Source organism: Planococcus alkaliphilus (assembly GCF_057031095.1).
This window is the reverse complement of sequence record NZ_CM168060.1, coordinates 2991501-3013103: the sequence shown is the minus strand read 5'-3', so window position 1 is coordinate 3013103 and position 21603 is coordinate 2991501. Positions and strand designations below refer to the sequence as shown.

The 21603-nt window shown below is 44.4% G+C and carries 19 protein-coding genes; 12 read left to right on the top strand and 7 right to left on the bottom strand.

The window, feature by feature from the left end; all coding sequences use genetic code 11:
* The first annotated feature begins 18 nt into the window (after nucleotides 1-18).
* The 3 genes from AC2EXB_RS15690 (at nucleotide 19) to AC2EXB_RS15680 (ending at nucleotide 2501) form a co-directional block, all read left to right on the top strand.
* Nucleotides 19-1158: a zinc-dependent alcohol dehydrogenase gene (locus AC2EXB_RS15690; protein ID WP_235197174.1), complete on the top strand. Its 1140-nt coding sequence runs from the start codon at nucleotides 19-21 to the stop codon at nucleotides 1156-1158.
* A 107-nt stretch (nucleotides 1159-1265) separates the two neighbouring features.
* The gene (locus tag AC2EXB_RS15685) at nucleotides 1266-2021 is read left to right on the top strand and encodes a threonine/serine exporter family protein (protein ID WP_235197173.1); all 756 of its coding nucleotides are present in this window, start codon (nucleotides 1266-1268) and stop codon (nucleotides 2019-2021) included.
* A 12-nt stretch (nucleotides 2022-2033) separates the two neighbouring features.
* Entirely contained in the window at nucleotides 2034-2501 is a 468-nt protein-coding gene (locus tag AC2EXB_RS15680; RefSeq protein WP_235197172.1) for a threonine/serine exporter family protein, read from the top strand.
* Between the two features lie 436 nt (nucleotides 2502-2937).
* Here AC2EXB_RS15680 and AC2EXB_RS15675 read toward each other — a convergent pair whose 3' ends face one another.
* A complete protein-coding gene (locus tag AC2EXB_RS15675) occupies nucleotides 2938-4944 on the bottom strand; it encodes a sensor domain-containing protein (RefSeq protein ID WP_483602266.1) in 2007 nt (668 codons plus the stop codon).
* A gap of 146 nt (nucleotides 4945-5090) precedes the next feature.
* On the opposite strand from AC2EXB_RS15675, the gene AC2EXB_RS15670 reads away from it, so the two are divergent.
* The 5 genes from AC2EXB_RS15670 (at nucleotide 5091) to AC2EXB_RS15650 (ending at nucleotide 11471) form a co-directional block, all read left to right on the top strand.
* A complete protein-coding gene (locus tag AC2EXB_RS15670) occupies nucleotides 5091-5681 on the top strand; it encodes a copper resistance CopC family protein (protein ID WP_483602265.1) in 591 nt (196 codons plus the stop codon).
* The gene (locus AC2EXB_RS15665; protein WP_483602264.1) at nucleotides 5678-6739 is read left to right on the top strand and encodes a copper resistance D family protein; all 1062 of its coding nucleotides are present in this window, start codon (nucleotides 5678-5680) and stop codon (nucleotides 6737-6739) included. The genes AC2EXB_RS15670 and AC2EXB_RS15665 overlap by 4 nt, the downstream gene beginning before the upstream one ends.
* A gap of 120 nt (nucleotides 6740-6859) precedes the next feature.
* The gene (locus AC2EXB_RS15660) at nucleotides 6860-7765 is read left to right on the top strand and encodes a DMT family transporter (protein ID WP_483602263.1); all 906 of its coding nucleotides are present in this window, start codon (nucleotides 6860-6862) and stop codon (nucleotides 7763-7765) included.
* Between the two features lie 162 nt (nucleotides 7766-7927).
* Complete coding sequence (locus tag AC2EXB_RS15655; protein WP_483602262.1) at nucleotides 7928-9655, top strand: ABC transporter ATP-binding protein; 1728 nt, start codon at nucleotides 7928-7930, stop codon at nucleotides 9653-9655.
* Nucleotides 9648-11471, top strand: coding sequence for an ABC transporter ATP-binding protein (locus AC2EXB_RS15650; RefSeq protein ID WP_483604767.1), 1824 nt, complete (start codon nucleotides 9648-9650; stop codon nucleotides 11469-11471). The genes AC2EXB_RS15655 and AC2EXB_RS15650 overlap by 8 nt, the downstream gene beginning before the upstream one ends.
* Nucleotides 11472-11514: 43 nt before the next feature.
* Here AC2EXB_RS15650 and AC2EXB_RS15645 read toward each other — a convergent pair whose 3' ends face one another.
* Nucleotides 11515-12564 carry an acyltransferase family protein gene (locus AC2EXB_RS15645; protein ID WP_483602261.1) on the bottom strand — a complete coding sequence of 350 codons (1050 nt, stop codon included), beginning with the start codon at nucleotides 12562-12564 and terminating at the stop codon, nucleotides 11515-11517.
* 195 nt (nucleotides 12565-12759) lie between these two features.
* Here AC2EXB_RS15645 and AC2EXB_RS15640 point away from each other — a divergent pair, with 195 nt between their 5' ends.
* On the top strand, nucleotides 12760-13605 hold the full coding sequence (locus AC2EXB_RS15640; protein WP_483602260.1) for a GNAT family N-acetyltransferase: 846 nt from the start codon (nucleotides 12760-12762) through the stop codon (nucleotides 13603-13605).
* A 79-nt stretch (nucleotides 13606-13684) separates the two neighbouring features.
* On the opposite strand, the gene AC2EXB_RS15635 is transcribed toward AC2EXB_RS15640, so the two are convergent.
* On the bottom strand, nucleotides 13685-14191 hold the full coding sequence (locus AC2EXB_RS15635; protein ID WP_483602259.1) for a YusW family protein: 507 nt from the start codon (nucleotides 14189-14191) through the stop codon (nucleotides 13685-13687).
* Nucleotides 14192-14321: 130 nt separating this feature from the next.
* Here AC2EXB_RS15635 and kynA point away from each other — a divergent pair, with 130 nt between their 5' ends.
* Together kynA and AC2EXB_RS15625 are read left to right on the top strand one after the other, a co-directional pair.
* Nucleotides 14322-15176, top strand: a complete 855-nt coding sequence (gene kynA / locus AC2EXB_RS15630; protein WP_235197164.1) for a tryptophan 2,3-dioxygenase — start codon at nucleotides 14322-14324, stop codon at nucleotides 15174-15176.
* 29 nt (nucleotides 15177-15205) lie between these two features.
* Nucleotides 15206-15919 (top strand): glycerophosphodiester phosphodiesterase, encoded by a 714-nt coding sequence (locus AC2EXB_RS15625; RefSeq protein ID WP_483602258.1) that lies wholly within the window; start codon nucleotides 15206-15208, stop codon nucleotides 15917-15919.
* Between the two features lie 69 nt (nucleotides 15920-15988).
* Here AC2EXB_RS15625 and AC2EXB_RS15620 read toward each other — a convergent pair whose 3' ends face one another.
* The 4 genes from AC2EXB_RS15620 to AC2EXB_RS15605 all read right to left on the bottom strand — a co-directional run bounded on the left by AC2EXB_RS15620 (nucleotide 15989) and on the right by AC2EXB_RS15605 (nucleotide 20206).
* Nucleotides 15989-17008, bottom strand: coding sequence for a DUF2804 domain-containing protein (locus tag AC2EXB_RS15620; RefSeq protein WP_483602257.1), 1020 nt, complete (start codon nucleotides 17006-17008; stop codon nucleotides 15989-15991).
* A 126-nt stretch (nucleotides 17009-17134) separates the two neighbouring features.
* Nucleotides 17135-17992 carry a DegV family protein gene (locus AC2EXB_RS15615; RefSeq protein ID WP_483602256.1) on the bottom strand — a complete coding sequence of 286 codons (858 nt, stop codon included), beginning with the start codon at nucleotides 17990-17992 and terminating at the stop codon, nucleotides 17135-17137.
* 137 nt (nucleotides 17993-18129) lie between these two features.
* On the bottom strand, nucleotides 18130-18696 hold the full coding sequence (locus tag AC2EXB_RS15610; protein WP_483602255.1) for a glycerol-3-phosphate acyltransferase: 567 nt from the start codon (nucleotides 18694-18696) through the stop codon (nucleotides 18130-18132).
* A 136-nt stretch (nucleotides 18697-18832) separates the two neighbouring features.
* A complete protein-coding gene (locus tag AC2EXB_RS15605; protein WP_397443491.1) occupies nucleotides 18833-20206 on the bottom strand; it encodes a dipeptidase in 1374 nt (457 codons plus the stop codon).
* A gap of 146 nt (nucleotides 20207-20352) precedes the next feature.
* On the opposite strand from AC2EXB_RS15605, the gene AC2EXB_RS15600 reads away from it, so the two are divergent.
* The gene (locus tag AC2EXB_RS15600; RefSeq protein ID WP_251475797.1) at nucleotides 20353-21600 is read left to right on the top strand and encodes a CNNM domain-containing protein; all 1248 of its coding nucleotides are present in this window, start codon (nucleotides 20353-20355) and stop codon (nucleotides 21598-21600) included.
* Nucleotides 21601-21603: the final 3 nt, after the last annotated feature.

The following is a 21603-nucleotide window of genomic DNA, read 5'->3' as shown; positions in this document are numbered from 1 at the left end:
AAAAATGGAGGGATATGGATGAAAGCAGTAACGTTTCAAGGCGTCAAGGATATGAGAGTCAAGAATGTGAAAGACCCGGAGCTTTTGAAAAAAGACGATATCATTGTGAAAATCACTTCTACAGCGATTTGCGGTTCGGATTTGCATATGTACCAAGGAGCATTGCCTGCCAGAAAAGATTATGTCATCGGACACGAACCGATGGGGATTGTTGAAGAAGTCGGACCTGAAGTCACGAAAGTGAAAAAAGGCGACCGCATTGTTCTGCCATTTAACGTAAGTTGCGGGCAGTGCCATTATTGCACCCATGACATGGAAAGCCAATGTGATAATTCTAACGGCAATCCGCATTTCGATACAGGCGGCTATTTCGGCTTTACAGAACGCTACGGGGATTATCAAGGCGGACAAGCTGAGTACTTGCGAGTTCCTTATGGAAACTTCCTGCCATTCGTCATTCCGGAATCTTCAGAGTTAGAAGATGAATCTGTCTTGTTCTTGTCGGATGTATTGCCGACAGCTTGGTGGAGTGTTGAACATTCAGGCGTTAAACCAGGCGATACAGTAGTCGTACTTGGCTGCGGACCGATTGGTTTAATGACTCAAAAATTCGCGTGGATGAAAGGCGCGAAGCGTGTTATTGCCGTGGATGAAATTCCATATCGTATGCAAAAGGCGAAAGAAATGAACAACGTAGAAGTTTTCGACTTTTCGCAGCACGATAATATGGGTGCTTATATCCATGAAATTACAAGTGGTGGAGCCCATGTCGTGATTGATTGTGTCGGAATGGATGGGAAGAAGTCACCGGCAGAAGCAGTCCAGCAGAAATTGAAATTGCAAGGCGGTACGTTAAGTGCGATTGATATCGCAAAAGATGCAGTAAGCAAATTCGGTACGATTCAATTGACTGGCGTTTATGGCTTAAATTATAATATGTTCCCGCTTGGCAATATTTTCGAGCGTAATGTTACGATGAAAATGGGACAAGCACCGGTCGTTCACTTAATGCCAATGCTTTACGAGAAAATTGAGAACGGGGAATTTGATCCTCGAGAAATCATTTCCCATATTATGCCGCTTGAAAAAGCGAGCGAAGCTTATCAGATTTTCAATGACCACACAGATGATTGCACAAAAGTTATTTTGAAACCTTAAAAGTGAATAATGGGAATACAAAGTATAAACGCCTCTGGCTTAAGAGGCGTTTATATTTTTGCGTTAATGCGTTATGATGAATTGTGAAATGTAAGGAGGGAAAGCATGTGGCTGAAATTGGAGAAACAAGGCGCGAGCTTGCCCTGGATTGTTTTTTATTGGCTGGTAAGATTTTGATGGAAAACGGTGCAGAAACTTACCGTGTGGAAGACACGATGATCCGGATGGCAATTTCGCAAAAGATGACCCATTCGCATTGTTTTGTTACACCAACGGGGATCATGTTTTCGCCAACGGAAGAAATGGCTACCCGTTTTGTCCGCATCAATGACCGGCAAACAGACTTGGAGCGGGTGGCATTAGTCAACGCTGTTTCGCGTCGGTTGGTGGCTGGAGAATATACCTTGCAAAAAGCTTATGAAGAATTGCAAGTGATCGATCAGACAAATTATAAATTTCATATATGGCTGCAAATCCTTGCGGCTGCCATGGCTAGCGGCTGTTTTCTCATATTGCTTGGCGGCAGCTGGAGCGATTTGCCATTCGCTTTTGTATTTGGAGGAACGGGTTTTATCATAGTTGAAACGATTTTAATCCAAACCCGTGTCAAGTTCTTTGCGGAATTTATCGGAGCATTGGCAATCGGAATTCTCGCGTTGCTCGCGGTTTATTCGGGCTATGGAACTGATCTCGATACCATCATTATCGGCTCAATCATGCCGCTGGTGCCAGGGCTATTGATCACGAATGCCGTCCGCGATTTGATGGCCGGCCATTTTGTTTCGGGGCTTTCAAAAGGGGCGGAAGCTTTTCTGACGGCTTTTGCGATAGGTGCCGGAATTGCTTTGGTGCTGTCATTTTAAAGGAGGGATTGGATGAATTGGCCATTAGAAGCGTTTCTTAGTTTTTTAGCAGCAGGCTCATTTGGCGTTATTTTCAATACACCTCGAAAAACTTTGCTCAGCTGTGGGCTGGTGGGTATGACCGGATGGCTGATTTACCGGAGCTATGTATTGGTGTTGGACGATACCACGCAAGCCTCTTTTGCCGGAGCTTTTGGGGTGGCGTTAGTTGCCCACTTATTGGCTAAAAAGTTCAAGATGCCGATGATCATTTTCAGTGTTGCGGGCATCATTCCGTTAGTTCCAGGAAGCAAAGCTTATAATGCGATGCGTAATATTGTAGAGAATAATTACTTGGAAGCTATCACTTACGCTTCTGAAGCTTTGATGATTTCAGGTGCGGTCGCAATGGGACTGGTATTTGCAGAAGTCTTGATGCAGCTCTTTTTCAAGCGGCAAGCAAAACGCATCCAACGAAAAATCGGCATGACCCAAAACTGATGTTTTGGACATGCCGATTTTTTATAGTTATAGGTGTTTTGGAAGTGGAATATGGCCGCTTCCGCTTTTCGATGTCCAGCTGCGGTGCCTAGCTTCTCGAGGTCTTAAGTCAGCCCACTACGGAAATCAGGATTTCCTTCGTGTTCTGCCTTAAGCTTGTCGAAGCTAAACAGGCACCTCCGCTTTTCTATGTCCAGACTCCAGCGGCCAGCCTCTCGGGATCATAAGCCAACCCGGCTGTGCGGCAAAGAACGCCGCTTCGCCGGTTCGTCTTATGCCTGTCGAGGCTACATGGCCGCTTCCGCTTTTCGATGTCCAGCTCCGCCGCCTAGCCGCTCGAGGTCGCTTCGGTCTTATCTGCAATGGCAAAAGACGCCATGGCAGGTAAGACTTCCAGCGCTTGTCGCGGCTTGCAAGGCGGCTCTGCTTTTCTACATTAATTCAACCATTTTTCCAGCTCTTTTGCTTCCATTGGGTGTCCGGTGATGAAGCCTTGGATCATGTCGCAGTTCATGGCACGTAAAAGTTCGAGTTGTTCATTGGTCTCGACGCCTTCGGCAATGACTTGGAAGTCCAGACTCTTGCCGAATTGGATCATGCCTTTAATCATTTTCTGCATTTTTTCTTGTTTCGTGATGGACTGGATAATGGTCCGGTCGATCTTCAAGCTCGAGATCGGCAACATCAGCATATAGCGGAATGATGCATAACCCGTTCCAAAATCATCAAGGGCGAACGAAATTCCTGCCTGGTTTAATTGTTTCATCTGTTTGATGATGGAACGCTCTGCTTCTGCTTCCAATGCAAATTTCTCAGTGATTTCGATGGTCAAAGCACTCGGATCACAGCTATTCAACTGGATTTGTTCCAAGAATGATTTTGCCATATCCTTATCGCGGAATTCCCGGATAGACGAGTTGATGCTGACGTTCATGTGGATGCCGCGGGAGTTCCATTCTTTTATCTGGGCGCAAACCGTTTCGAGAACGAACATTCCGATTTCATGGATCATGCCATTTTCTTCGGCAATCGGAATCAGCTCTTCCGGAGTTACGATGCCGACTTCAGAATCTTCCCAGCGCACTAAAGCTTCGACGCGCTCGACGATCCCCGTGCTCAAATTGACTTGCGGCTGGTACATTAAATGCAAGTTGTGGCGGTCTAATGCATGGATCAGGCGTTTTTCAATCAAGGACTTGCGGTTCAACCGTTCATGATCGTCGGAAGTCAATGCTGAAATCGCACTGCCGCCGCGCTCTTTTACTTTTTTGATGGTGACATGAGAAGCTTTGATCAAGTGGACAAAGGATTGCTGGTCTTCCGGATAACGGGTAATGGCACCGCTCACTGTCAACGGAATCGCAGTTCCTTGGATATAGATCGGGTGCTGCTGCAAATAATGCAGGAAGCCTTCGATAAACCAATTGCTGAGAGGCGTAATCAACGCGAATTCATGCAATCCTGCACGCGTAATGATCGAATCCGAAAAATACATGCGCAGGCGTTTTGTAAATTCAGTCAATAATTCGTTTTCGGTATCTGTATCGGAAACGTCGCGCAATGTGTAAAAACGGTCAATATCAAAGAAGACGAATGAAAAATGCTTTCCTTCTTTAATATGGTCATTGACTACTTGTTCAAGGCGATGGCGGTTTTCAAGTCCGGTAATCGGATCAATGAAGGCAATTTCTTCTAAATGGTGCTGCGCTTTTTTAGCAGCAGTGATGTCTTTTTCCAAGAAGATGTAATACGTATCGTCCCCTTTTAAATCCATCGGAATCGCTGTTAATTCCACCCAATATTCTTCGCCGTCTTTTTTCAATTTCTTGGCTTGGCCATTCCATACTTTGCCGCTTCTTAACGTGCTGATCAAGTTTTCAACGAAATTCACATCGTCGCTTTCTTCGCCGAACATTTGCCAGATGGGTTTGCCGAGAATCCGTTTCGGCGTCCATTTGCTTAATTTCAGGAATAGCGGATTGGCATAAGTAATCAAGAATTCTTCATCAAAATACAACAACATGAATGAAGCATCCAACCCATCGCGCAGGCTGTTCAATTCGCGGCTAGCCGATATTTCTTCCGTGGATTCATCCACTTCAAATATGGACATTACAAATCGCTCATCGCCGGAAGCAAAAGCTTTGGTCACAATTGTCGTATACGTACGTGTTCCATCTCCAAGGCCAACTTCCACCTCTTCGAAACGGATCGGCTCTTTGCTATGTATGATGTTTTCCCATGTTTGTTTGTAAAGAGCTGCTTTTTCGGGATTCATATAAGGATATAATGTACCTTTAATCGTTTCAGGTTCTAATTGAAATACACGCTCCGCATGACGGTTGCACCATACCACAAGTCCGTCTTTATCCATGATGATGATGGGAAAAGGGATATGGTTAAAAACCAGGTTGTCGGAAAGTATTTGTTGCAATTCGCTCATGCCATGACGCTCCTTCTCGTAAGTCTACCTTCATTATAGAGAAGAAAAGGACTATCGTCATCCTTTTCCCAATTTTTGTATCAATTATTTTACTATACATTAACTATATTTATTGTAGCAATCATGAGAGAATGGGGGAAGAAAAAATGAAAAATTTGAAAGAAGTGAGATTATTCATGAGAAAAGTTGCCATTTTGTTAATTTTATTTATTTCCCTCGTGCCATTTACTGTGATAGCGCACACCACGTTGACTGAATCCAATCCATCCGAAGGGGAAGTATTGTCTACTCAGCCAGAAAATATTGAACTGGAATTCGGAACAGTGATCGAAGAAGGCAGTTCCATGACGTTAAGCGGGCCAGAAGCTTCCATTGAGTTAGGTGAAATCACCGTATCTGATAATATTATGGCCAGTGAAGTAACGACCGAACTGCCAAATGGCCAATACATCATCGACTGGAAAATCATCGGTGAAGACGGACATCCGATTGAAGGGCAAATTCTTTTCGGTGTAGATGTTGAAGCCCCTCAAGAAGAAATTGCAGAAGAAACGCCTGAAGAAGAACCGGCAATTGAAAAAGAGTCTGATGAAACGGCAGAAAATGAAACGGCAGAAGCTGCCGAAACCGCACAAAGCGAGGAAGAAAACAGCAACGTATGGGTGACTGTATTGATTGTTGCTGCCATTATTTTAGTCGCGGCGGGAATGGTTAAGCTCATGAAGAACAAACGATGATCGCTTTTACGGCTTTGTCCGATGTTTTCGTCTACATCGCATTTTCATATCTGGCAGGTTCGGTTGTTTTGAAGTTCGTACCGATTTCGAAAAAGCCGGTTCTCCGTGAATCGAAAGTTCTTGAACTATTGAGCGTAGCTGCCATTGCCTTGTTTTCCTTGGCACCGGTCATCGAATTGACGAACTTCCTTGCAGATGACCAAAGTTGGTTTGCTGTTTTCTTTTCGGTGCTAGTGGATTACCGGACTGGCCATGGCTGGATCGTGACAGGATTATTCTGCATCATTTTAGCAGCAGCAATCTTGCTCAATTTTTCAAAACATATCACCGTGTATTTTTTAGGCGTCCTTATATTAGCGGTCGGCTACTTCAGCCATGTTTCGACCTTGAATTTATGGGGAGGATTTGCGAGCCATACGATCCATTTTCTCACGATGGCCGTTTGGACAGGAATTTTGCTGCACGTTTCGTGGTTTGCGGAAAGCAAAACGGAATGGCGAAGTTTTCTTTCGTGGTTTACGCCGTTTGCCATCGCTTGTGTCGCCGTCTTGTTTGCGAGCGGCGTTGCGATTATGTTGTTTTTCGTAGAACCTTCGCAATATGCCCGCTCCTGGGTATTGCCTTATGGCCAGCTCTTGTTGCTGAAGCATTTGAGCATCGTGCCGCTGCTCGCAGCAGCAGCGATCAATGGCTTCTTGAATAAACGAAAATATTATGAACGGGCGTGGCTCCGCGCAGAAAGCGGCCTATTGCTTCTCGTTTTTCTATTTACGGCATTCATGAGCAAGCAAGCACCGCCGCATAATATCAATAACACATTCAGATCGGAAGGGCCGGCGCCATTTGTAGAAATGTTAAAAGGTCCCCTTTACATCCCAATCGATGGAAGCTGGGATGCCTCCATTAACGGCATTTTATTTATTGTACTGGGGCTGCTGCTGCTTGCCATGATGGTCATTGGCTACAAGCGCGCATTATCGCCTTGGCTATCAATTTTATGCGGAAGCGGATTTATCATTGCATCTTATATCGGTTTAATGTTAAATATGTCTTATTGAAAAAACAGTGCAGCGCCTATCTGCGTCTATGAAAATCAGTGAAGCCGTACTGGAATTTAGTCAATGAAAACTGGAACCAATCTCCCGGGATTGGTTTTTTATATGGAAAGGAGCGATTTGATGGAACGTTTGAAAGGGATTGCCATGATTTTATCGGGAGCTATGCTGTGGGGTGCGACAGGCCCTCTAATGGAGTGGACAATGGCAGAGTTCGGCATATCAGTTTCGTTCTTACTGACCATTCGGCTGACCGTAGCGGGAGTGCTCCTATTGCTTTTCCTGAAGCTGAAAAAAGTTAGGGTAACAGCTATTTTCACGGGAAAGATCTGGATAATGCCTTTGATCATCTTTGCGTTATTCGGTATGCTCGGTGTGCAATTTAGTTTTGTTGCAGCCATAGAAGCGAGCGATGCGGTAGTTGCGACCTTGCTGCAGTTTCTGGCGCCCATTTACATTATCCTCTTCATTTCACTGCGCCAACGGAAATGGCCGCCGGTTTACCAAGTGGTTGGGATGATCGGAACTTTGGCCGGGCTGTTTCTGCTTTTGACGAACGGCAAGCCGACGCAATTGATCATTAGCGGTGAAGCTTTATTCTGGGGAATTCTTGTAGGGCTGACTTTTGCATTCTATACGCTGTATCCGGCCAGATTGATGCAGGAATGGGGAGTGCTGCTCGTAGTTGGCTGGTCGATGTTATTTGGCGGGATTTTTCTCGGCTTGGCGAATCCGATTTTTCTTTCGGACGAATGGCCGAAACTATCACAGGGGGGACTGGTTCTCGCAATCTGTACCATCATCATTATCGGCACGATTGCTTTTGTGCTGTTCTTGAGCAGCATGCGCTATATCACAGCCGTTGAGACGAGCATCCTTTCTTCGTTCGAACCGCTGACGGCAATGGTAATCTCAGTCTTTTGGTTCAATCAATTATTGGAGCCGCTCCAACTTGTCGGGGCGCTCGTCATGCTTGTTTTCGTCACTTGGCTGTCACTCGCAGGGGAGAAGAAAACAAAAAAAGCATAAAATTTTATGCATGTACGTTTACATAAGCTTAGACCAAAAGGTGATGCAAAAAATGCATCACCTTTTTCATTTTCTAATGACTTTTGCTACCTGTTGTCAGAAAACTGTGGCATAATAGTCAACAAAAGATTCGTGTTTCGAAATGTTTAGGGGGCTACACCAATGAAGACTGTATTTGCATATGCAAAACCCTATAAGATCCCCATAATTTTTGCGTTGTTTCTTATGTTGCTTGAACTCACAGTTGAGTTGATGCAGCCGCTCGTCATCGCCAAAATCATCGACGATGGGATTCTGGAAGGAGACCAGGACCGGATCGTCCAATATGGAATTGTTCTGATGGTTCTTTCATTTATTGCCTTGCTGTCAGGCATCGTGAATTCCTACTACGCTGCGCATGTTTCCCAAAGTTTTTCATTCGATCTTCGCAAAGCCGTTTATGGCAAGATCCAATCTTTTTCGCTTGCGACGTTCAATAAGTTTCCGGCTTCGGGGTTGATCACCCGGTTGACGAGTGATGTGACGCTCGTCCAACAGATTTTGTTTATGGGATTGCGCATCATGCTGCGTGCACCGCTTCTTGTTGTCGGCAGCATGATTATGGCGCTGGTGGTCAATGCGAAGCTCGCGATTTATCTGGTTCTGGTGTTTCCTTTCTTGTTGGCTTTTTTGTATTTCATGGTACTAAAAGGCGTCCGCTATTTCAGCTTTGTCCAACAGCGGCTGGATCGCCTGAACCGGATGATCCAAGAGAATCTGCAGGCTGTCCGGTTGATCAAAGCCTATCTTCGCGGCAAGTACGAATCGAACCGCTTTTCTGAAGTGGCCGATTCCTTGAAAATAGATACAGTCAAAGCATTCCGGATCATGGAAACAATTTTGCCGATTTTACTTTTTGGCATGAACGTGTCGCTGCTTGCCGTTTTATGGTTCGGTGCTTCACAAATACAGGCAAACGGCGCCCAGATTGGCGAGCTGGTGGCGATTGTCAATTACGCAATGCGCATGACCGGAGCATTTTCCATGTTCTCCTTCATCATTATGGCTTTTGCCCGTTCAAAGGCTTCATCTGAACGGATTGAAGAGATTTTATTGGCTGAAAATGTTTTGGAAAAGGACGGCCAAGGAAAGCAGGCGGCTGTCGAAGACGGAACAGTCGTTTTTGAAAATGTTTCATTCTCCTATCCGGGAACTGCCGCCCACGTGTTAAAAGACATTTCGTTTGAAATAAAACCAAACGAGAAACTGGCGATCATGGGTGCGACAGGTTCAGGGAAATCCTCGTTGCTTCAGCTTATTCCGCGTTTTTACGACGCGACTGAAGGCAGCGTGCGGATACATGGCATAGATGTCCAAGAATGGTCATTGCCCGCGCTGCGCAAAAGCATCGGGATTGTCCCGCAGCAATCGCTTCTGTTCACGGGAACGATTTCAGATAACCTTTCTTGGGGCAAAGACAAGGCTGCGCAAGATGAACTCGAAGATGCGGCCATTAAAGCACAAATCCATGATACGGTAGAACATTTCCCGAAAGCTTACGATACAAGGGTCGGACAAAAAGGCGTCAATTTATCCGGCGGCCAAAAGCAGCGGCTATCGATTGCCCGTGCGCTCGTGCGGGAACCGTCTATCCTGATTTTAGATGACAGTACAAGCGCCTTGGATGTGAAAACGGAAGCCGCTCTCTGGGAAGAACTGGACCGTGAGCGTGCGACGATGCTTGTAGTCACCCAGAAAATCCGCACGGCCATGAAAGCGGACCGGATTCTGCTGCTGGAAGAAGGCGAGATTTCAGCTTATGGGACTCATCAAGAGTTGTTGGAAAAATCCGCTTTATACAGACAGATAGCCTTGTCACAACAGGAAGAAGAGGTGGATGAATATGTTTGATGCCATCCGGCGCCCTTTTGGATATGAACCGATCATCAGAAAAGAGGATTTAAAAAAGAAAGACAATAAAAAGACGGAACGCGCAAACAATTGGAAATCAACGCTTCTGCGCATCTGGAAACTCGTGGACGAACACCGCCTCCTATTGATTGCCGTATTATCATTGGTCTTCGTGAGTTCGGCACTGGCTCTATTGGGGCCATTTCTGATCGGCCATATTATAGACCAGTATATTGTGCCGGAAGCTTTTGACGGGATGGGAATTATTATTGCCTGGCTGATAGTAGTGTACATTGGCCATTCTATTTCCTTGTATTTGCAGAATTACTGGATGGTCGGCATTGCTCAACAAGTCATTTACCGGATGCGTACCGGTTTATTCGAACATCTTCAGCGCTTGCCGGTTTCTTTTTTCGATAAACGGCAGCACGGCGAATTAATGAGCCGGATGACCAATGACATCGAAAACGTATCTTCTACTTTAAACAGCTCGTTTATCCAAGTATTTTCGAGCCTGCTGACTTTGACCGGAACAGTTGTGGTCATGTTATGGCTTAGCCCTTTGCTTACCGTGTTGACGCTCATCATCATTCCGTTGATGTATGTTTCCATGCAATGGATTACGAAACGCACAGGCCGCCTTTATAAAGAACAGCAGCATGCCATCGGCGAATTGAACGGGATGATCGAAGAAACCATCTCCGGGCAGAAAATCGTAAAAGCTTTTTCCCAGGAACCGAGAGTGATGGAGGAGTTCTTGGAAAAAAGCGAACGCTTGCGCAAGACCGGTTTCTGGGCCTGGACCTATTCCGGTTTCATTCCAAAGGTGATGAACTTTCTTAACAACGCGAGTTTTGCAATCGTAGCTGGAGTAGGCGGGATATTAGCCCTTAACGGCAGTGTTTCAATCGGTGTGATTGTCATCTTTACCGAGTATGCTCGGCAATTTACGCGTCCACTTAACGATTTGGCAAACCAGTTCAATACGGTATTGTCAGCCATTGCTGGAGCAGAACGTGTTTTTGCCGTCATGGAAGAAACGGAAGAAAAAGACGGTCAAGTGTTGAATGCCGAGAAAGAATTGCAAGGCTATGTGGAGTTCGATAAGGTTTCTTTTAAATACGAAGGGGCGGAAGAGGATTGGACCATCCGTGATGTCAGTTTTAATGTGGGGATTGGCCAAACAGCCGCTTTGGTCGGCGCTACCGGTGCCGGCAAAACGACGATCATGCAATTATTGGCAAGATTCTATGATGCCAATGAAGGCGAGATCCGTCTTGACGGTACCCCGATTGCATCAATGCCGAGAGAAACATTGCGGAAGCAAATCGCTTTTGTCCTGCAAGATCCTTTTTTATTCGAAGCCAGTGTTTATGAAAACATTCGCTACGGGCGGCTGGAAGCGACTGATGAAGAAGTAAGGGCAGCGGCAGAAAAAGCCAATGCCCATGAGTTCATCGAAAAGCTCCCAGACGGCTATGAAACGATTCTCAAAGGAGACGGCTCGATGATCAGCCAAGGACAGAAGCAATTGCTATCGATAGCCCGTGCGCTGATCGCCGATCCGGTTATCCTCCTTTTAGACGAAGCGACCAGCAGCATTGATACCGTCACCGAATTGAAAATCCAGGAAGCCCTTGAACGCTTGATGGTCGGCAGAACCAGCTTTGTCATTGCCCATCGATTGAATACGGTCCGAAAAGCCGATGTCGTATTCGTGATGGAAATGGGCCGGTTGGTTGAGTCAGGCACGCAACAGCAGCTTCTTGAAAAAGGCGGAATTTACGCGAACATGCTCGAAGATGCAAAATTATAAAATGAAAAGGGTTGTCCCAAATTGCTTTTGGGACAACCCTTTTTTAATGAGTTTGGATGGCGGATCGCGGTTTGAAACGGCCGATCAGGATTTCTCCAAGTGGGATGGTTTTGGGAATAAGGATGGACAACACAATCGGAACCATCAATCCGAAGAAAGAATACGTAAAGACATTGTATGGCAAGAAATCTTCTACCATAAAGCCGATGAAGATATGCAAGTACATAATCGAAATCGAATGCGCCTCAATTTTTTCAAACCAAGGCATCCGAATAATCGGCGTGATTTTTTGAAAGAAGCCGATGATGACAGCAGTAAAAGCTAGCGGAATGACTAAATCTAGTAAGGCATGGTCATAGCGGAGAAATTTCATGCTCAAATGATAATCGATCCACCCCATTTCATCAGCACGGAATGCCATAAAGGCGACAGCTGCAGCGGCAGCAAGTGCAAGTGTAGGAATATTCATCCAGAATTTCTTGAAATAATAGCCGATGGCAAAGTAAACGACCGCCATCAAGACGACATCCAGATTCCAAATCATCGGAATTTGCATAGAGGCGATATCGGGTTCGCCAGCTAGACCCATTGCAAAGGCCCCTTCAATTTCAGCTACTGCATAACACGTTGCAAGAATCATGAATTGGAACAGGCGCTTCATGCGCGTAATCCATAAGAACAGTATATGAGTAGCGAACATCACGGTGATAAACCAGAAGACGCCATGCTCTCCGCGTAGAAAACGACCGCCGACGGCCAGTTCAATCAGATCCTGCTTTAAGAATGCCGCTGTAAAGGTGCCTTCTCCAATCGCCATTCCATATTTTATGGATGTAAGAAGAAGCAAAAAGAATAAGTAAGGGACCATCAATTGCATCAATCTTTTATGGATTGCCGGTTTCAATTTACTGTTTTCAGTTATTGGTTTAAAGAATAATCCGCTCAAAATAAAAAATGCGGGCATGTGGAACCAATATATGTATTTAATAAATGGAAAATCAGTCATGGTCGGACCAGAATAATGTCCTACAACAACGAGGATCATTAAAAAACCTTTTGCTGCATCTACCCAAGTTAAACGTGCTTTAGCCATTTTGCCTACCTCCGGAATTTTGCTAACCAAAATAGTATAGCCGAAGAAAAGGCGATTTAAACCGATGTTACACAACGGTAAAAGTTCGTTAAATTCTGTGATCATGTGATACCATAAACTAAAGAATGTCATCATAATATGTTATGTGAAAAATTAGCAATATTTATTAAAAAGTTAAAGGAAGGATGGTGGGAAATGAATATTTCACTATCAATCGAATCATTTCCGTTGGATTCCTGCACAATCCAAGATATGAAGCATTTGCTGACAGAATTCGGAGGGAGCTACAGCACAGTTCTTCAAGAAGCTTCTTGGAATCAACCGAATATCCGAGGCTTTGCTGTTTTGGCTTATACAGAAGAGGGGCAGCTTATCGGTTTTGCGACTTCTACGGATATTGTCAACCTCCATCATTATGAATGGTCTGTATTTGTGCATCCTGAATATCGCAGAATGTCGATCGGTTCAGCACTTGCTGACGGCATTCATCATGGACATGAACAGCGGCAGGCAGAAGGAGCACTGGCTGCTTTTATCGAAAATCCAGACGCAGAGAAATTTCTGCAAAGCTTAGGGTATGGTCCTGATTTTAAAGAAATCCAAATGGCTGCCGACTCGTTAAAAGAAATCGCTTTGCCGGAGGGACTTTCAATTCTTCCTTTTGATGGTCGAATCGAAGAGCTGGAAACCCTGCTCGTATTAGCTTTCGATTCTGATATCTTGCCAGTAATCGCTTTTAATCAAGCCGAAGAGGGCCGGGAAATTTGGGTGATGAAAAAAGACGGGGAACTTGTCGCTACTGCTACACTCGTGCAAGAAGATGGCGCTTTATGGCTGACTGCTTTCGCTGTCGACCCAGCTCAGCAAGGCAAGGGATACGGCAAAGCTTTTCTCTTATGGAGCCGCTACATGGCCCATATACAAGGGATGGAGCAAATTATGCTGGATGTAGAAACGGCCAATGACGCATTGGAGATTTATCGGAAATCACAATTTGAACCTGTCCAGACAATTGCGTATTGGACAAAACGAAAAGCGTAATAGAAAAGAAGAGCGGAATTCAGGCAATGTAAAAACCGCCTGCAATGGCAAGCGGCTATTTGAAAACCAATCTTACTTATTAGTTTTGGGCTCTGAATTCTTTTTCAGTGCCATCTTCAAAGCGGACTTCGACTTCCATTGATGTATAGCCGTCTTCTAGACCGAATGCTTCGACGACTTGCTGGATCGCTTCGTCATCAGTGGAATCTTTTGTAATCTCTAATTGCTGGAAAGCAGGTTCCAATTCGTCCATTGCATCATTACCGGATAAATTCTGTTCAGAGAAACGGTTGCTGTATTCCGCTTCGACTTTGTCCTTGTCTTCTTCATAGCTGACGTCAACTGCATCATCAAGTTCAGGGTAATCCGCGTCTACGCTGAATTCAGTAAAGCCGAATGTTCCGCCGCCAATATTTTCTTCTTCAATGCCGCCGCTTGGGCTTGCATCGCTTGTATTTTCAGATTCCTGGGTTTCCTGTTCAGGGGCTACGGGTTCAGTCACTTCATCTGAATCTCCGCATGCAGCCAAAACTATGGCAGAAGATAGCATCAAGACAGTCAATAAAGGTTTTTTGGTTGAAATCATGAAAGTCATCCTTTCGATTGTCATTCGTTATAACTATGTATTCCCGGTTTTTAGCTTTTTAATCGTTATTTTAGAATAGTTAAAACAAAAGACGAGCCTAGTAGAAGAAGAGCTAGAACGGAGTTTTACAATGGATAAGTATACAAATGGTCAAAATGTAGCCGCTGCAGCTGAAAAGAACATACGCACCGATTTCAAGGAAAGCATGACTTATGGTGAGTATTTGCATTTGGATAAACTATTGGATGCGCAGGAGGGCGTTAGTGGACATCATGATGAATCCCTCTTTATTATCATCCACCAAGTATCTGAATTATGGATGAAACTCATCTTGCATGAATTGCATGCCGCCATCCGAAATATTGATGAAGACGATCTGCAGCCTGCGTTCAAGCAGATGGCTCGGGTTTCCAAAATTCAAACTCAGATTATCCAGGCCTGGGACGTATTGGCAACAATGACTCCCGCTGAATATATGGAGTTCCGCGACGACTTAGGCAATGCCAGCGGATTTCAATCCTACCAATACCGGTTAATTGAATTTGCATTAGGGTATAAAACAAAACATGTACTTAAAATCTATGAAAAAGATGCAGCTCTATCCACTACATTAACTGAAGCTTTTCAAAAGCCTGGATTATACGATGCCGCTATCCAAAAATTGGCGAGAAGCGGTTTTAAAATCGATGAAGCCATCTTAAGCCGGGATGTCACGACCGTTTACGAACCAAACGACAGTGTTAAAGCTGCATGGAAGACCGTTTATCGGGATGTAGATAAACACTGGGAACTCTATCAGCTTGCGGAAAAACTGGTGGATATCGAAGATTCCCTTCAGCAATGGCGGTTCCGCCATATGAAAACTGTAGAACGGATCATCGGCTTTAAGCAAGGGACAGGCGGGTCTTCTGGCGTGCATTATTTGAAGAAAGTGCTGGACCAATACTTTTTCCCTGAACTTTGGGAACTGCGTTCAGATATATAAGTGATTAAGCAGGGGAGAGAGAACAAAAGATGAAGATATATGCACATAGAGGCTGCTCGGGGACGCATCCCGAAAATACATTGGCTGCTTTTAAAGCAGCGGCCGAATTGCCGATTGCCGGGGTGGAAATTGATGTCCATCTTACGAAAGATGGGGAGATTGTCGTCATTCACGATGAAAAGATCAATCGCACCACAGACGGCAAAGGTTATGTAAAAGACATGACATTATCGGAATTAAAGGAATTTGATTGTGGATCGTGGTTTTCGGATAATTGGAGAGGTGAACGCATCCCGACTCTTGAAGAAGTATTAAGCGTTTTTGAAAACACATCTCATCGTATTAATATCGAAATCAAATCGGATATTTTCCCTTATGATTCCTTGGTCAATAAAGTCATCGAAAGCGCTGAAAAGTTTGGAATGGGCGAACGGATTGTCATTTCTTCTTTCAATCACGAAGACATTCAAAAAGTATGCCGCGATACCGACATAGAATCTGCCATTTTAACGTCTCAGATCTTTGTAGACGTTTACGATTATGCGCGCGTTATCGGCACGACACGCATCCATTTGTCTTTGCCTTCCGCATTCCGGAGAATGGCGACAGATGCTTTGCGTAAAGGCGCGATTGTCTATGTCTATACAGTAAACAGCGTGGAATATGCATCGGAGCTACGGAAAATAGGCGTCCATGGGATTTTCACCGATTATCCGGAACGCATGTTAAACGAATTCAAATAAAAGAGGCGCTGAGCAGCGCCTCTTTTATTTATGAAAAATGAATTAGAGCTTTTAATTATTCCTGCTTTTTCACCATTTAGCATAATGCTCTTCAATGGCCCCGAGCATTTGAAGAATTTTGACTTTTTTGCCGTCAGGATAGCGGACATAACCGTTATAATAGCCGAAAAGCTGATGAACTTCCGATTTAATCACGCGCATATCTGTTTTTGAGACCCGTTCAAAAAAAGGTGTGAAAGTCAGCTTTACATCGTCTGAGAATTTGGTGTGGATGAGCCACGGTTCTTTGTAATTCTCTTTATTGTAATGAAAAATAACATCTTCGTGAATTTTAATCATTTTGCCGTTGATGAAAAATGCATTTTCCGTCATGCCGGTTCCATCCGTCCATTTTCCGCCGAAATTCAAGCCGATCGATCTTCCAAGTGAACGCTGGGAAGCCATCGCCCAATTCCATGAAGATTCACGCGGCCACACGCCTCGTCCATAATCAAGGACAGCGAAGCTCTCTTCCGGTTCAAATTCAAAGCGTTGGCTGCCGATTTTCACTTCGCCCGAAGTCGGGAGGGAGTGGTGCTTGCCAGTGAATTGAAAAGTTTGGCGGTTCCATGGAATGACCACATTCAATGATTCATAAGATTCAGGATGCTGGATAACTAGGGATGCTTGAAGCGGCTCTCCGTCAAAGTCTTTAATCCGGACGTTGAGGAGGGTCTGGTTTTCCTTGTATTCAAAGTTGATAGCCATTTCCTCATGGCGGAAATGGCTCGTATCCAATACTTCATTGGATAGTTTAAGTTGGCGGGTAAAAGGCACCACCACGGTTTTTTCAAAAAATCGCTGAGTTTCATAATTTAAAAAATAGACAAAGCAGACAGTTGCATAGTCAAGATGGCTGATAGTGGCAGAGAACATAATGTCTTCTCCAAAAACGCACCAATAATTCCATTTCTTTTTCCGCATAAAATTGCCGCGCAAATTGCTGATGACAAGCGGCTGGCGCGCGTATCCAATCGCTCCAGGATTTAATTGGCCTTTTGCATCACAAAGCATTACATTTTCCGTAAGTTCCCGTTCAACATGTTGCATTAAATCCACCTCACTCATCATTCTACTATCTATTGTATCAGACGAGTTATCAAATAGCCGATATGACCGGTTTAGAAAAGCAAATTTTCAAATAAGGACTGGAATCATGTTCAGATGGAGAATAAATCAGATGGCGTTCTTTCTCCACATTAAAGCAATGGTACCTTCACCGGCATGGACCGCTAAAGAAGAGCTTAAGTTTCCGATCAAAATTTCTGCCTGCGGAGCAATTTTCAGCAGCTCCTGCTTTAAACTTTCAGCTTCACTGTGTACATTGGCATGCATGATTTGAAAACGTTCGATGCCATATTCCTGATGGTCCTGATTGGCATGGTCGATTAAATATTGAACAGCTTTTTTATGCGACCGCACTTTATCAATCGGCTGCAATTCACCTTCTGCACTGATCTGGACGATTGGCTTTACTTTCAGCAAACTGCCCAAATAATACTGGGCTCCGCTCATCCGTCCACCTTTGTAAAGCTGGGAAAGGTTGCCAATCAAGATATAGTTGCGGAAGTCGTGTGCTTCCTGCTCCAAGCGATGCGCGATTTCTTCAGCTGTTTTGCCTTGCTGTTCAAGAAGCATTCCGCGTTCAATCAATCCGCTTAATCCATAAGAGAGGGCAAGAGAATCCACTGCATAAACCTTGAAACCGGTCATTTCAGCTCCAGCTGTGGAAGAGGCGATGGTGCCGCTCATTTTGGCGGATGCGTGAACGGCAATGGCACATTCATATTGTTCGTTCAATTTTTCATAAAGCTCCGCAAATTTTCCGGCCGAGGGCTGAGAAGTTTTAGGGAATTCTTTAGCACTTTTAATTTTTTCATAAAGTTCGGTATTGGATAAATCAATTCCATCGTCAATGTATTCTTCAGCGTCAAAGTGGATATTCAAAGGAACGATATACACATCCGGATGGGACTTGAATTCGTCGGTTACATAGCCCGTAGTGTCCATGATCCAAGCAATTGGTTTTTTCATAAGTTTACTCATCCCGTCATTTAATAATTTTGAATAATTAAACTATAACACGAATAATATTTTCCTCATAGAGAAAACCGGAAGACAAGGTAACGGGATGGGAACACGAAAGAAAATAACTCTTTACAGAATAACTTTTAAGCTTTTGAAAAGCGTTGTTGGAATGATTCGGCAATGTCGTTCCGATGCTTTGCCAAAATGAGAAAAATCGCTGCAGCCATCGGCCACCAGTCGAGCATTTCACCAACAATAAAAATTCCGATGATGTATGCGGCCATGGCAAATAGCATGGTTAAGGTAGCACTTTTAACGAATGGGAAAAATAAGAGAAAAACAACAAACATAATGGCGAATAGCTCCGGTGTGAAATAAAGTGAAGCTCCGATAAAAGAAGCAATTCCTTTCCCGCCTTTTCCTTTTAGCCAAAAAGGAAATAGGTGGCCGCAAATGACCAATAGCCCTCCGACACCAATAACCCATTGAGCATATTCCAGATAATAGCCAAGCCAAATAACAGCTGTGGCTTTTAAGGCGTCGCCGATAAAAGTCAGCAAAAATGCCGTTTTTCCAATGACTGCGCCAGCATTTCGCGCACCTAAATTGCCGCTTCGATGCTGTTGAAGATTGACACCTTTCCATTTGCCGATCCACCAGGCAGTTAAAAAGTTTCCAATAAGGTACGCTGCCATCCAATACAAAATCATGAGTTTCCTCCCGAATGCCGTCTTTTCTTCTATTTTATACAGCTTATGCTCTAGAAGGAAGGAAGTAATGGATTCTACTTAATATGAAGGCAAAAAAAGCCCCTGCTTTAAGGAAATAAAGCAGGGGCTCAGCGTCTTATAATTTGGCAGCTTCGAAAAGGTAATCGCTAATAACACGGAGGCCCTTATCGAAATTCTCCAAATGGAAATGTTCGTTTGGCGCATGGAAGTTTTCCGAAGCGAGGCCGAAGCCCATCAACACGACAGGAAGCTCAAGAACTTCGTCGAAAACTGCGACGATCGGCACGGAACCGCCCATTCGTGTAAAGGCAGTCGGCACTTGGTAGATCTTTTCATACGAACGGCCAGCCGCTTGGATCGCAGGGTGGTCAAATGGTGTCAAGAAAGGTTTCCCTTTATCAAAATCCGTGATTTCAACAGTGACACCCGCTGGTTTATTTGCATCGATGTGTGCGCGCAATTTCGCGACAATGTCATCAGGATCTTGGTTCGGCACTAAACGGCACGTGATTTTCGCACTGGCTTCTGCTGGCAATACGGTCTTGATGCCTTCACCGGAAAAACCGCCAGTGATGCCGTTGATCTCCAAAGTCGGGCGAATCCAAGTACGTTCGACAAAGGAATAGCCTTTTTCGCCAAAATCTTCCGTGATGCCAATTTCTTTTTTCTCATGTTCCAAATCAAATTCAAGCGAAGCAAATTCGGCACGTTCTTCATCCGATACCGGCAAGACGTCTTCGTAAAATCCTTCGACTTGAATGACGCCTTCTTTATCACGGAAAGATTGCAGGATTTCCACCACGGCGTGCAGCGGGTTTTGGACAGCGCCGCCATATAAGCCGGAATGCAAATCTCCTTTTGGACCTTTGACATCAATTTGGATGCCGGCTAATCCGCGCAGGCCGTAGCATACAGCTGGACGCCCAGGCCCTTGCATGCCTGTATCTGAAATCACGATGACATCAGCTTTTAGCTGCTCTTTGTTCTGTTCAACATAGAGCGGCAAGTTCGGACTGCCGACTTCCTCTTCGCCTTCAACGATGAATTTGATGTTGACTGGAAGCTCACCGTCCAATTGAAGCAATGCTTCGACTGCTTTGACATGCATAAAAGTCTGTCCTTTATCGTCGCTGGCACCGCGTGCAAAAAGTTTGTTGTCACGGATTTGCGGGTCGAATGGAGCGGATTCCCACAGGTTAAGCGGATCGACAGGCTGGACATCGTAATGGCCGTAGACAAGCACTGTCGGTTTGCCCTCTGCATGGAGCCAGTCCGCATATACGACCGGATGTCCTTCTGTTTCAAAAACTTCAGCATTTTCAAGTCCGGCTTTCAGCATGGCCTCTTTCAGCCATTCAGCGCCTTTGCGGATGTCTTCTTTGTGCTCAGACAGTGATGAAATGGAAGGGATGCGCAAAAATGCTTTCAATTCTTCTAAATGTTCTTCACGATGGTCTTTGAAATATTGGTCAATCACTTGTGCATTCATAATATCCCTCAATCCTTCTATTTTTATTATGGGAAAATTATAACATACGAGATATGGTTTTCGACATTTGGAAAATCGCTATGGTATAATTATGGATACGGAAAGAGCTCGTAAAATCTGTGTTTAAAACACTGGAGGAACTAAATTTGTTTATCGCATTAGGATTTTTTTTAATGATGTCGTTTTTCTTATCGGGAAGCGAAACGGCTTTAACAGCAGTAAATAGGATGAAGGTCCATCTTCGCGCAGAGCAGGGCGATGAAAAATCGCAAAGGCTGCAAAAATTGATAGCGAAGCCGGACCGAATGATAACAACGATTTTAATCGGAAATAATATAGCCAATATCATGCTGCCGACTTTAGTGACGACTATTGCCATCACACGCGGATGGGAAGTGGGGATAGCTACGGCTATTCTGACAGTGGTATTGATTTTATTCGGAGAAGTTTTGCCGAAAACCATCGCGGCAACTTTTGCCGATAAAATGGCCTATATCGTAGCGCCGATCATCTCGATTTTAGTGGCGGTCCTTCGCCCGTTAACTTGGCTGATTTCGCAATTCACAAATATCTTTATCCGCATCATCTCCAAAGGGACAGTTAAGGAAGCTACTTTAACCAAAGAGGAATTGCGTTCAATGGTAGACATTGCGTCTACTGAAGGGACTTTCGAAGAAGGAGAGTCTGAACGGATTAAAGGGATTCTCGATTTCCCGAACAAAGACGTTTCAGATGTAATGTCTACTCACCGTACCGATACGGTAGGCATTTCAATCGATTCTACTTATGAAGAGGTTCGCGATTTAATCTTGGATTCTTCATACACCCGTTATCCTGTCTACGAAGAAAGCATGGACAACGTAGTAGGCTTGTTTTATTCAAAGAAACTAATTGAATGGTCAATGGATCCCAATTTAACGCTTCGAGATTTAATGGATGACAACCCACTATTTGTGGTTCAATCTGTAAGCGTCGAAAAAGTGTTTAAGATGATGCTTGCGAAGAAAAAACATATGGCGGTTATCTTGGATGAATACGGCGGGACATTGGGAATTGTAACCCATGAAGATATTATTGAAGAAATGATTGGCCAGGATATCGAAGACGAAACCGATGATGAAGACGATGAACTTGTTTTTGAAATCACGGATACGCAATTGATTTGCCATGGCCGCTTGGAAATTGAAGACGTCAATGAAATGTTCGAAGTCGAAGTGCCGGATGACCACGATACCATCGCGGGCTTTGTCATGCAGCAACTAGGCCATGTGCCCGATGAAGGCGAAGAATTTTCTTATGAAAACCTTCATGTGAAAATCAATGAAATGGATCGCAATCGGATCATGCGGTTAACAATCACAAAACAAAATGCAACAGAAGAAGTATTTGCTTAAAAG

Bases quoted from the DNA above. Each gene is read 5' to 3' on its own strand.
- AC2EXB_RS15690 (WP_235197174.1), top strand. From the start codon at position 19: ATGAAAGCAGTAACGTTTCAAGGCGTCAAGGATATGAGAGTCAAGAAT.
- AC2EXB_RS15680 (WP_235197172.1), top strand. From the start codon at position 2,034: ATGAATTGGCCATTAGAAGCGTTTCTTAGTTTTTTAGCAGCAGGCTCA.
- AC2EXB_RS15675 (WP_483602266.1), bottom strand. From the start codon at position 4,944: ATGAGCGAATTGCAACAAATACTTTCCGACAACCTGGTTTTTAACCAT.
- AC2EXB_RS15670 (WP_483602265.1), top strand. From the start codon at position 5,091: ATGAAAAATTTGAAAGAAGTGAGATTATTCATGAGAAAAGTTGCCATT.
- AC2EXB_RS15665 (WP_483602264.1), top strand. From the start codon at position 5,678: ATGATCGCTTTTACGGCTTTGTCCGATGTTTTCGTCTACATCGCATTT.
- AC2EXB_RS15660 (WP_483602263.1), top strand. From the start codon at position 6,860: ATGGAACGTTTGAAAGGGATTGCCATGATTTTATCGGGAGCTATGCTG.
- AC2EXB_RS15655 (WP_483602262.1), top strand. From the start codon at position 7,928: ATGAAGACTGTATTTGCATATGCAAAACCCTATAAGATCCCCATAATT.
- AC2EXB_RS15650 (WP_483604767.1), top strand. From the start codon at position 9,648: ATGTTTGATGCCATCCGGCGCCCTTTTGGATATGAACCGATCATCAGA.
- AC2EXB_RS15645 (WP_483602261.1), bottom strand. From the start codon at position 12,564: ATGGCTAAAGCACGTTTAACTTGGGTAGATGCAGCAAAAGGTTTTTTA.
- AC2EXB_RS15640 (WP_483602260.1), top strand. From the start codon at position 12,760: ATGAATATTTCACTATCAATCGAATCATTTCCGTTGGATTCCTGCACA.
- AC2EXB_RS15635 (WP_483602259.1), bottom strand. From the start codon at position 14,191: ATGATTTCAACCAAAAAACCTTTATTGACTGTCTTGATGCTATCTTCT.
- kynA (WP_235197164.1), top strand. From the start codon at position 14,322: ATGGATAAGTATACAAATGGTCAAAATGTAGCCGCTGCAGCTGAAAAG.
- AC2EXB_RS15625 (WP_483602258.1), top strand. From the start codon at position 15,206: ATGAAGATATATGCACATAGAGGCTGCTCGGGGACGCATCCCGAAAAT.
- AC2EXB_RS15620 (WP_483602257.1), bottom strand. From the start codon at position 17,008: ATGCAACATGTTGAACGGGAACTTACGGAAAATGTAATGCTTTGTGAT.
- AC2EXB_RS15615 (WP_483602256.1), bottom strand. From the start codon at position 17,992: ATGAAAAAACCAATTGCTTGGATCATGGACACTACGGGCTATGTAACC.
- AC2EXB_RS15610 (WP_483602255.1), bottom strand. From the start codon at position 18,696: ATGATTTTGTATTGGATGGCAGCGTACCTTATTGGAAACTTTTTAACT.
- AC2EXB_RS15605 (WP_397443491.1), bottom strand. From the start codon at position 20,206: ATGAATGCACAAGTGATTGACCAATATTTCAAAGACCATCGTGAAGAA.